At 63.2% G+C, this 9,156-nt stretch carries 14 protein-coding genes and 3 pseudogenes; 5 read left to right on the top strand and 12 right to left on the bottom strand.

Annotated features, from left to right (window positions below; all coding sequences use genetic code 11):
- Positions 1–486: pseudogene (locus Q427_RS24830) on the top strand (ornithine carbamoyltransferase); the annotation flags it as partial.
- Positions 487–549: 63 nt separating this feature from the next.
- Here the strand turns inward: Q427_RS24830 and Q427_RS34820 are convergent.
- The 4 genes and pseudogenes from Q427_RS34820 to Q427_RS37140 form a co-directional block, all read right to left on the bottom strand.
- Positions 550–1,152: an EAL domain-containing protein gene (locus tag Q427_RS34820; protein ID WP_269321316.1), complete on the bottom strand. Its 603-nt coding sequence runs from the start codon at positions 1,150–1,152 to the stop codon at positions 550–552.
- A gap of 67 nt (positions 1,153–1,219) precedes the next feature.
- Positions 1,220–1,285 (bottom strand): annotated as a pseudogene (locus tag Q427_RS37145) (hypothetical protein); the annotation flags it as partial.
- 26 nt (positions 1,286–1,311) lie between these two features.
- Positions 1,312–1,881 (bottom strand): GGDEF domain-containing protein, encoded by a 570-nt coding sequence (locus Q427_RS34815; protein WP_051496685.1) that lies wholly within the window; start codon positions 1,879–1,881, stop codon positions 1,312–1,314.
- A gap of 12 nt (positions 1,882–1,893) precedes the next feature.
- Positions 1,894–2,244, bottom strand: a pseudogene (locus Q427_RS37140) (PAS domain-containing protein); the annotation flags it as partial.
- 35 nt (positions 2,245–2,279) lie between these two features.
- On the opposite strand from Q427_RS37140, the gene Q427_RS37135 reads away from it, so the two are divergent.
- The gene (locus Q427_RS37135) at positions 2,280–3,290 is read left to right on the top strand and encodes a hypothetical protein (RefSeq protein WP_197030823.1); all 1,011 of its coding nucleotides are present in this window, start codon (positions 2,280–2,282) and stop codon (positions 3,288–3,290) included.
- Here the strand turns inward: Q427_RS37135 and Q427_RS36565 are convergent.
- From Q427_RS36565 to Q427_RS24805, 3 genes are all read right to left on the bottom strand, one after another.
- A complete protein-coding gene (locus Q427_RS36565) occupies positions 3,265–3,546 on the bottom strand; it encodes an OmpA/MotB family protein (protein ID WP_331280703.1) in 282 nt (93 codons plus the stop codon). The genes Q427_RS37135 and Q427_RS36565 overlap by 26 nt on opposite strands.
- A gap of 101 nt (positions 3,547–3,647) precedes the next feature.
- Positions 3,648–3,947 (bottom strand): flagellar motor protein MotB, encoded by a 300-nt coding sequence (locus Q427_RS36560; protein ID WP_043518021.1) that lies wholly within the window; start codon positions 3,945–3,947, stop codon positions 3,648–3,650.
- Positions 3,940–4,776 carry a motility protein A gene (locus tag Q427_RS24805; protein ID WP_043518020.1) on the bottom strand — a complete coding sequence of 279 codons (837 nt, stop codon included), beginning with the start codon at positions 4,774–4,776 and terminating at the stop codon, positions 3,940–3,942. The genes Q427_RS36560 and Q427_RS24805 overlap by 8 nt, the downstream gene beginning before the upstream one ends.
- A 238-nt stretch (positions 4,777–5,014) precedes the next feature.
- Between Q427_RS24805 and Q427_RS37130 the strand changes: the two genes are divergently transcribed.
- The 3 genes from Q427_RS37130 (at position 5,015) to Q427_RS24795 (ending at position 7,088) form a co-directional block, all read left to right on the top strand.
- Entirely contained in the window at positions 5,015–5,266 is a 252-nt protein-coding gene (locus Q427_RS37130; protein ID WP_442905571.1) for a hypothetical protein, read from the top strand.
- A gap of 85 nt (positions 5,267–5,351) precedes the next feature.
- Complete coding sequence (locus Q427_RS37125; protein WP_442905569.1) at positions 5,352–5,789, top strand: EAL domain-containing protein; 438 nt, start codon at positions 5,352–5,354, stop codon at positions 5,787–5,789.
- A gap of 96 nt (positions 5,790–5,885) precedes the next feature.
- The gene (locus Q427_RS24795; RefSeq protein ID WP_043518019.1) at positions 5,886–7,088 is read left to right on the top strand and encodes an EAL and HDOD domain-containing protein; all 1,203 of its coding nucleotides are present in this window, start codon (positions 5,886–5,888) and stop codon (positions 7,086–7,088) included.
- Positions 7,089–7,116: 28 nt separating this feature from the next.
- Here the strand turns inward: Q427_RS24795 and Q427_RS24790 are convergent, their stop codons facing one another.
- From Q427_RS24790 to Q427_RS32810, 5 genes are all read right to left on the bottom strand, one after another.
- The gene (locus tag Q427_RS24790; RefSeq protein WP_043518018.1) at positions 7,117–7,824 is read right to left on the bottom strand and encodes an RNA polymerase sigma factor FliA; all 708 of its coding nucleotides are present in this window, start codon (positions 7,822–7,824) and stop codon (positions 7,117–7,119) included.
- A gap of 76 nt (positions 7,825–7,900) precedes the next feature.
- Positions 7,901–8,389: a flagellar protein FlhE gene (locus Q427_RS24785; protein ID WP_197030822.1), complete on the bottom strand. Its 489-nt coding sequence runs from the start codon at positions 8,387–8,389 to the stop codon at positions 7,901–7,903.
- A 5-nt stretch (positions 8,390–8,394) separates the two neighbouring features.
- Entirely contained in the window at positions 8,395–8,721 is a 327-nt protein-coding gene (locus Q427_RS24780; protein WP_155833687.1) for a hypothetical protein, read from the bottom strand.
- A 22-nt stretch (positions 8,722–8,743) separates the two neighbouring features.
- Positions 8,744–8,971, bottom strand: a complete 228-nt coding sequence (locus Q427_RS31660) for a hypothetical protein (protein ID WP_155833686.1) — start codon at positions 8,969–8,971, stop codon at positions 8,744–8,746.
- A partial coding sequence (locus Q427_RS32810; RefSeq protein ID WP_043518017.1) for a hypothetical protein occupies positions 8,972–9,156 on the bottom strand: 185 nt, incomplete at its 5' end.

Raw genomic sequence — 9,156 nt, 5'->3', positions numbered from 1 at the left:
CTGCGCGGCAGCGTCAAGGGGCACACCGCCGTGTGGATCGGCGACGGCAACAACATGTGCCACTCCTGGATCAACGCCGCACGGCAGTTCGATTTCCAGCTCCGCATCTGCTGCCCCGAGGGCTACGAGCCGCGCCAGGACATTGTCGATGCCGCAGGCGATCGCGTCAGCATCCTCCACGATCCGCAGCAGGCTGTGGCCGATGCCCACCTGGTCACAACCGATGTCTGGGCCTCCATGGGCCAGGAGGAGGAGCAGGCCAAGCGTGAAGCGGACTTCGCCGGCTTTCAGGTCAGCGAGGCGCTCCTCGACCGCGCCCGCCAAGACGTGCTTTTCCTGCACTGCCTTCCGGCCCATCGTGGTGAAGAAATCAGCGAGACGCTGCTCGATGACCCCCGCAGCGTGGTATGGCAGGAGGCCGGCAATCGCCTGCATGCCCAGAAGGCCTTGATCGAGTTCCTGCTGCTGGGTCGGGTGGAAGACTGATCGACTTTGCCTGTGCCACCGGCTAGGAGCGGGTGACGCAGGCGGAGGACTCCAGCAACCCTGTCAGCTCATGGATGGGTAGCGGTCGCGAGTAGAGATAGCCTGGTAGGCATGGCAGCCATGGGCCTCCAGCCAGTCGCGATGCGCCTGGGTTTCCACGCCCTCGGCAATGACCTCGAGCCCCAGGTTGCACCCCAGGCTGATGATCGAGGCGGATATCACTTCATTCGACGTATCCTCGAACAGGGTACGAACGAATGACTGGTCGATCTTTAGCTGGTCGAGCGGCAGGCGATTGAGGTAGGAGAGGGAGGAGTAACCGGTGCCGAAGTCGTCCAGCGAAAAGCGCACCCCCATGGCCTGGACGCGCAGCATCGTCTCGCGGACCGCATCGGGCTCTTCCATGAAGAGCGTCTCGGTTAGCTCCAGTTTCAACCGCTCCGGGCGTGCCCCGGTCATCTTGAGTATCGCTTCAAGGTGAGTCACGAAGTCCGGCTGCTGAAACTGCAGCGGGCTGATGTTGACCGCCATGGTCAGTCCGGCGGTTTCCGGGGCACCGGCCCACCTTGCCAATTGTCGGCACGCCGTCTCCAGCACCCAGCCGCCAATGGAAACAATCAGGTAGCTTTCTTCGGCGACCGGGATGAAATCGCCAGGTGGAATCATGCCGTGCACCCGGGTGTTCCCAGCGCAGCAGCGCCTCGACCCCGGTCACCTGCGAATGGCCGTCTACCTGTACCTGGTAGAAAAGCCGCAGTTCGCCGCGGCGAATGGCCTGGCGCAGGTCCGACTCGATCATGGCGCGCCGCACCGCCACCGCCTGCATCACGGGTCGAAGAAGCGCAGCGTGTTGCGTCCCGCCTGCTTCGCCTGATACATGGCCATCTCGGCCTGTTGTAGACACTCGTCAACTCGGCAGGTGCCATCGCCGAGCAGGGTGATGCCGATGCTGCCGGAGAGCAGGTGGCGGTGGTCGCCCAACCAGCAAGGCTGTGTCAGCTTGCCCAGCAGCCTGGTCGCCAGGCGTTCCGCCGCCTGGGACGCGCCGTCGATGGTCTCGCCCAGACCTTCCGCCAGGATCACGAACTCGTCCCCCCCCAATCGTGCCACCAGATCGGCATCGCGGCTGACGGCCTGGATACGCCTGGCCATGAGCTGCAGGAGTTCGTCGCCAAGCTGATGACCCAGGCTGTCATTGATATGCTTGAAGCCATCCAGGTCGATAAACAGCAGGGCGCCCTGCTGGTCGCTATGGTGTGACGCCCCGAGTGCCTGCTCCAGCCTGTCGAGCATCATGCGCCGGTTGGGCAACCCGGTAAGCGGGTCGAAGAAGGCCAGCCGATGCGCCTCCTGCTCGGCCGCCTTGCGGTGCGTCAGGTCGCTGATCGTCGCCACGTAGTGGGTGACCTCCCCCTGTGCATCCTTGACCGCACTGATGGTGACCCACTGGGGATAGGTATCGCCGTTCTTGCGCCTGTTCCAGACCTCGCCCTGCCAGCTACCCTTCGCATGGATGCTGCCCCACATCTCACGATAGAAATCGGCATCGTGACGGCCGGAATTGAGCAGGCGGGGATTCTCGCCCAGCACCTCCTCGGCGCTGTAGCCGGTGATGTGCTCGAAGGTGACATTGACCTTGCGAATGATCCCCTTGCGTCGGTGATGAACATGCCCAGGTGCGTCTCGAATGCCATGGCGGCGATCCGCAACTCCGCCTGCAGGGAGTGGTTGATCTCCCGCAGCGCCTGCTCGCTGCACTGAAGCTCTGCCTCCGTGCGTGAAAGGCGCAGATAGTGGAGCAGGATCAGCAGGCCGAGTGCCGCCGTCAGCAGCCAACCCAGGGTCAGAATCACCACCTGCTGATACCAGGAGGCGAGCACGCTGCGTACGCTGTAGCCCACGACGACCACGATCGGCATGCCCTCGACTCGCCCGATGCCGAAGATCCGGCTGTCCCCGGCCAGTGGCGAGCGAAGGGTAATGGCCCCACTTCGCTCACCGGCAATGAGCTCGGCTACCGCCGGGGCATCGACCTGCATGCCCAGCGCCTGTGTCATGGGCAGGTTCTCCAGATCCGGCCGCCGAGCGATCAGGCGCAGGTTGTCGTCGATAACGGCGATACTCTCACCAGGATCGAGCGTCAGTCGCTGAAGCGCATGGGTGAAGAAGAAGAGATCCAGTCGTGCCGCCGCGACACCGAGGAAAAACCCGTCGGCATCATACATGCGCCTCAGGTAGAGCATGCGATGATCGCCCGACTCCGGATTCCAGTAGCTGTCGGAATGGCTTTGTTCATGGTCCTGGAGAAACCTGCGGATGAAGGCACGCTCCTCCATGTCATGTCCCGGGAACCCGGGGTTCCCCATCGTATAGAGTGTCTCGCCGGTATGACTGATGATCCCGAGGGCATCCAGAAAAGGCAGGCTTTGCTGGCGCTGGGAGACCAGGGATTCAAAGGCCCTGGCGAAGCGTTGATCGATATCGCCATCGATGGACAGCGCAAAGAGGTTGGCCAGGCCGCTCAGCGTGTTGTCGGTGCTGTTGAAGGTACCGGAAGCCCACTCGGCCATCAGCTCAGCCTGTGCCAGCACACGGCCCTGGGCAGCATCCAGCTCACGGTCGTGGCGTTCCTTCAAGGCCCAGACGATGACAAGCAGCACAAGCGCGACCGCCACGGTATAGATCATGGCGGCCTGGAATGCCGACCAGCGCCGCTGCAGAGGTTGATCCCGGGCAGAAGTCATCGCTGGAGAACCTTACAGATCACATCATCTAACGTCATCTCGCACCCAGCTCCTGCTTGAGCAGGAGTTCCACGCGGCGGTTCATGGCCCGCCCCTCTGCGCTGTCATTGCTCTCCAGCGGGCGCGTCTCCGCATAGCCCACCGCCCGCAGTCGCTCGATATCGATGCCCAGTTCGGCGAGGTAGCGCAGGACCGCAATGGCCCGCGCCGACGAGAGTTCCCAGTTGGAGGGGAAGCGTGCCGTCGCGATGGGAATGCTGTCGGTATGCCCCTCCACCGAGACGTCGCCTTCGAAGGCTCCCAGCACCTCACGCAGGCTGCCCAGTACTTCGCGCCCCTGCTCGGTCAGGTCGGCCTGAGCGCTCGAGAACAGCAGATTGTCGTCGATACGCAGCGTGATGCCCTGCTGCCCCTCGGCTACGCTGACGCCCTCGATATCAAGCCCCGGGAAGCGCGGCTGCAGACCCTCATGGCGCGGCTTGAGCCTGAGCCCGCCACCATGCGCGTCGCCGCCTCGGCCTGCGGCGTGATGAATGCTGCGCTTTCGCCGCCGTGTCGGCTGCCCTGGGTGGCCAGGCCGTTGCCGGCCAGCGAGAGCAGTAATACGAACAGAGTGATGAGCAGCGTGAGGACATCGAGATAGCTCATCAGCCAGCCATCACCGTCACCATCCACCGTCGGAGGGTCAAGCATGTCGCGCATGCCACGATCAAGCATTCTGCCCCTTCCCTGCCGCCGGTCCACTGTCCGCCCCACGCGAACGGCTAGACACGATGGGATCGCGGATCTCGTCGTGATAATTGGCCACGAAGGAGTTGAGGGTCTCCTCGATAAAGGAGGGCAGGCGCCGCTTGGTGATCAACGAAATCCCCTCGAAGACCATGTTCATGGCGATGAGGCGCTCCTCGGTGCGTCGCTCGAGCTTCACCGCAATGGGCTTGAACACAAGGTTGGCCAGCAGGATGCCGTAGAATGTCGTAAGCAGGGCGATGGCCATCCGCGGGCCGATGACGTGAAGATCGCCGGCCTCCATGACTTCCAGCATGTTGACCAGCCCTACCAGGGTGCCGATCATGCCGAAGGCCGGTGCATAAGTGGCCATGGTGCGAAATATCTGCGCCTCGGCATGTTCACGGGCCTTTAGGCGGGCGATGCGCCAGCGCAGCAGATCGAAGATCTCGTCCTCCTTGGTATTGGCTATCACCAGTTGGATGCCGGTGCGCAGGAAGGGGTTGCGCGCCTTCTCCAGGGCCTCCTCGACGGCACGAACATCGCCCTTGAACCACAGCCGCGAGATATCGACCAGTTCCTTGATATCGTCCCGGGTATAGGTATTCTCACGCCGAAACACCAGCCCCACCAGGCGCACGACCCTAAGGACTTCCTTCAGCGGATAGCTGATGAAGGTGGCCGCCATGGTGCCGGCCAATACGATGGCAAGTCCGGGAAGGTTAACAAAACTCTGCGGCGACTCGGCGGTGAAGAAGAGTACGCTGACCAGCAGAATGACGCTGGCGAACATACCGATGATGGTTGAAGGGTTCATGCAGGCTCCTGATGGGGCTTCGAGTCTAGGGCATCAATCGGCCGATGGTGCCGCAACTTGAGGTACGACCTGTGCTGAATCCGACCGAACTTGATGTATGTCAAAAATTCTCACGTGCTTCTGAATTGTGCTGAATGAGCCAAGGGTGGAAACGGGGCTCAAGTTTTGTTCGCTGCTGCCGATGAAGCGGGTAACAGGAAGTCCGTGCCCGACAGCAACAGAGACGACAGGAGTACCCATGCACCAATGCGCCGAAAAGGAAGGCCGCTGCATCATCTGCGAGGGACCGCTCCCGTTCGAATTCACCATGGCCTTCCAGCCCATCGTCGACCTTGCGACCGCCCGCGTCACCACCCATGAAGCCCTGGTCCGCGGCCCCGCCGGCGAATCGGCCTATAGCATCCTGTCCCAGGTCACCCCCGACCTGCTCTACCGCTTCGACCAGGCTTGCCGCATCAAGCAATCGAACTCGCCAGCCAGTTGGGCATGACCGAAGACCTGTCGATCAACTTCCTGCCCAATGCCGTCTACGAGCCGCCGCCTGCATCCGGGCCACCCTGGCCATCGCCACCAAGGTGGGCTGGCCGACCGACCGGCTGGTCTTCGAGATCACCGAGACCGAGAAGGTCAGCAGCCAGGCACATCTCCATGGCATCATCGAGGCCTATCGCAGCATGGGATTTACCACTGCCCTGGACGACTTCGGCAATGGCTTCGCCAACCTCGATCTGCTCACCGACCTGCGCCCGGACCGGCTCAAGATCGACCGGGTCCTGGTGGATGGCTGCGACGGCGACCCACGCCGGCAGGCGATCCTCAAGGCCATCGTCGGGCTCGGCAGTGCCCTGGGTATCGGCCTCATCGCCGAAGGCGTGGAAACCCGTGAAGAGGCCCTGTGGCTGGGGCGCAACGGATTGACGCATCAACAAGGCTTCTACTATGCCCGCCCCAGCCTGACGAGCCTGGTTACCGGCCTTGAGCCCCGGCTCGACACCCTGAGACGGGCACTTTAGCGGGGTGACAAGAACCTCGATCGGTCGAATACACGCAGAACGTCGCATCATGACAACATCCTGAGTGAGATGTCGCTCAGCAGGGAGCCCAGCAGCATGCCAGAGCAAGCGGATTTCAATCCTTGCACCATTGCCCTCCACCCGATTCACGACGGGGAACACGCCCATGTGGCGGACCGTCTGGTCTATCGACAAAGCGGCATGGCCGAGTCCGACGACACCATGGCCGCCACTGCCAGGGCGCTTTCCAGTGCGGTTTATGAACTCGGCGACGCCGGCCTGCTGGCGGAACGGACGCTCTTCGTGGATCTGCCCATGATATGGCTCGACCGCCCGGAGCTGCTGCCTACCCCGGCCCCGCGCATGGCCATCGGCATCGCCGATCTCCCGGAGGTGGATGACAGGCTGCTCGAGCGCCTGGACGACATGCGGGAACGGGGCTATCGCATCGTCCTCCCCGCCAGCCTGGTGATGCAGCATCTCGAGGAGATCCTCCCCAGGACCGACATCATTCTGGTGAAGACACCCCAGGAAATCGATGCCAAGACCCGTGAACGGCTTCCTGCGCGCAACATCAAGCTGTTGGTGGAAAACATCCAGGATCGTGAAGAACTCGAGCGTTATCGCGAGATTGGCTGCGCCTACTTCAATGGGCATTATCTGGCTCGCCCCAGCTTCATCGCCTCCCCGCCTCGGGGAAGACACGGCAACCGCGCCGCGCAGATACGCCTGATTCGAGCATTGTACGAGGACGATAGCGACATGCATCGCCTCCAGGAGCTCGTGGTACAGATACCTCACCTTCACGTGGCCGTACTGCGCCGTGCCAACTCGAACTACTACAACCGCGGCGGAAAGGAGATCGACCTGCACCGGGCGATGCAGGTGCTCGGCCTCATCGAGCTAAGGCGACTCATCCTGACACTGACACTCGCCAGCCTCCAGCCTTCCTCACGGATCATCCTGCGCATGGCGCTGATTCGTGCCTTCATGTGCCGCAACCTCTCGGCCCCCTTCCCTACCCTGGATGCCGAAGACGCCTTTACCACCGGCCTCTTCTCGATGATGGATGCCCTCCTCGAGGAGGACCGCGACACCTTGCTCGCCCAGCTGCCGCTCAACCCGCACATCATTAACGCCGTCAAGGACCGTGCAGGCCCCCTCGGCGCGGTGCTGACGCTCTGCGAGAACCATGAGCGTCAGGTCGAGGAAGCCATCAACGACATGCCGGCCGACCAGCTCCACAGCTGCTACATGGCCGCTCTGGCCAGCGCACGAGCCCTGATGAATGACCTGTGATGCCAGGTCTTGAACGACGCAAGGCCGGCTACTCTTCCTGCTCACCCAGCCGGCTGCGCAGCCGGCTGACCGCCTGGCTGTGGAGCTGGCAGACCCGCGACTCGGTCACGCCCATCACGACACCGATCTCCTTGAGGTTCAGCTCCTCCTGGTAGTAGAGTGCCATCAACAGCTTTTCCCGCTCAGGCAACGCCTCGATCCCTTCCACCAGTTGCTGTCGCTTCTGCTGGTCGATCAATTGCTTGTAGGGCGTATCCAGGGTGGCGTCGGCAACACCGGGTTCCACACCCTCTGCCAGCAACGCCTCGAAGGGCAGCAAATGCCCGCTGTTGGTATCGTTCAACAACTGGCGATAGGTCGACAGGTCCATGTCGAGCTCTGCGGCAATCTCCGTCTCCTCGGCGTGTCGCCCGAGCTGCTGCTCCAGCCGCCTGACGGCCTCATCGACCGCCCTGGCATTGCGTCTCACGCTGCGGGGAAGCCAGTCCCGGCTTCTCAACTCATCCAGCATGGCGCCACGAATGCGCTGGCTGGCGAAGGTGGCGAAACTGGCTCCCTGAGAGGAATCGAAACGCCCCATGGCTTCCAGCAGCCCGACCGTACCCGCCTGGATCAGGTCATCCAGCTCGATACTCGCCGGAAGACGCACCTGCAGGGAGAGCGCCTGACGCCTGACCAGCGGGAGATACTCCGCCAGCATGTCCCCCTGCTCTATCTTGCCTCGTGCTGTGTACATACGCTTGCTCTCGTGGCTGCCAGCCCATTTCAAAGGGTTCTGATTCACTCAAAAGGTTACGCTTGCTTCAGTGCCGTCAACTATCGCAACGCCCACTCTCCCGTCGCCTATCGCCATACGAAGCCGAGGAAGCGCGCTCATGTTCATGGTGGTTCACGATGACCTGCAGCCCCTGCAACGTCATGGCCCGCTGTCCGCGATCCTGCAGCGAAAACTGGAAGTAGAGTGCCGAGTCAGCCGGTATTCCGGCGAATGCCTCGGTGTGCCCCCGCGGCCCTGTCAGCGCCACGCAGCCACCGGCGTGGCAGAGCCGGGCATTCACTTCGGCACCAGGCGGGGGCTGGAACTGCCAGCTTACCCGCCCCATGACCTGGTCCCGGGCCAACTCGGCCGTGGGCGGCACCATGTCCGCGGACTGGGCCTGCCGGTCCGACATGACTACCTGCACTGCCGGGGCACTGGCAACCCAACTGCCCGATGCCTGTGCCAGAGTGGCCACGAGCACGCCTCCCAGCCCCAGCCCCAGCCCCAGCACCAGCACCAGCCTCGTCCACGATCGCTGCATCGGCTTCATCTCGCCAATACCAGYAGCTCGATCCCAAGGTAGCTCGCCGCGGCATGACGCAGATTGCTCAGCAGGCCTTGTCGTCCCACGCCCGGAGGGTGGACCAGGAGCATTCGCTGCGGCCCTCCCTGCTCGGCAACCTGTTTCAGCACTCGATAGGCGCGACGGAACGCCTCCTGGTCGGCATCCACCCAGAGTGCCCAGCGCGACTGCTCGCCGGCAAGCACCGACAGGTGCGGACTACCGGCAGGCAGTGCCACCACCCGCCAGGCATGGGGGTTTCCCACCCACTCGCGACCCTCATTGGCCCAGGACTCAAAGAGCTCATTCACCCTGCCTGTATGATGCGCGCCGTTACCGGGAAGCCCCAGCACCATCAGTGTCGTCTCCCTTTCCGGGCGGGCGTGCCGGTCGCGGGGCCGTGGAAGGCCGAGCCGAGCCGGTGGGTCTCGAGGGGGCGCTGGGCTGCGCCCCTCCCAGGGTCACCAGCATCTCGGCAACGTGATCGGGACACGCCTCCTGGGAGGGTCTTGGCGTGGTGGTCGCCCACTTGCGTAGCCCGGCGGCCTGGTCCATACCCATCTAGCCTGCCTCCCTTTCACCGAGACCCAGATGCCGAATGGCATCTCGTACCATGAACAGTTGCGCAAGGGATTCCAGCAGCGCCACGTCGCGGCGGCGCTGCCTTCCTCCAGCCAGGCCCAGCAGTTCGGCTCGCAGGTCCATGGCCGCCTCGTCCTCGGCCAGGTCCAGGTGCACCGCAACCG

It is taken from the genome of Halomonas sp. BC04 (assembly GCF_000568385.1).
The sequence above is the reverse complement of the archived record's forward strand: the minus strand, read 5'-3'. Positions and strand labels throughout refer to the sequence as shown.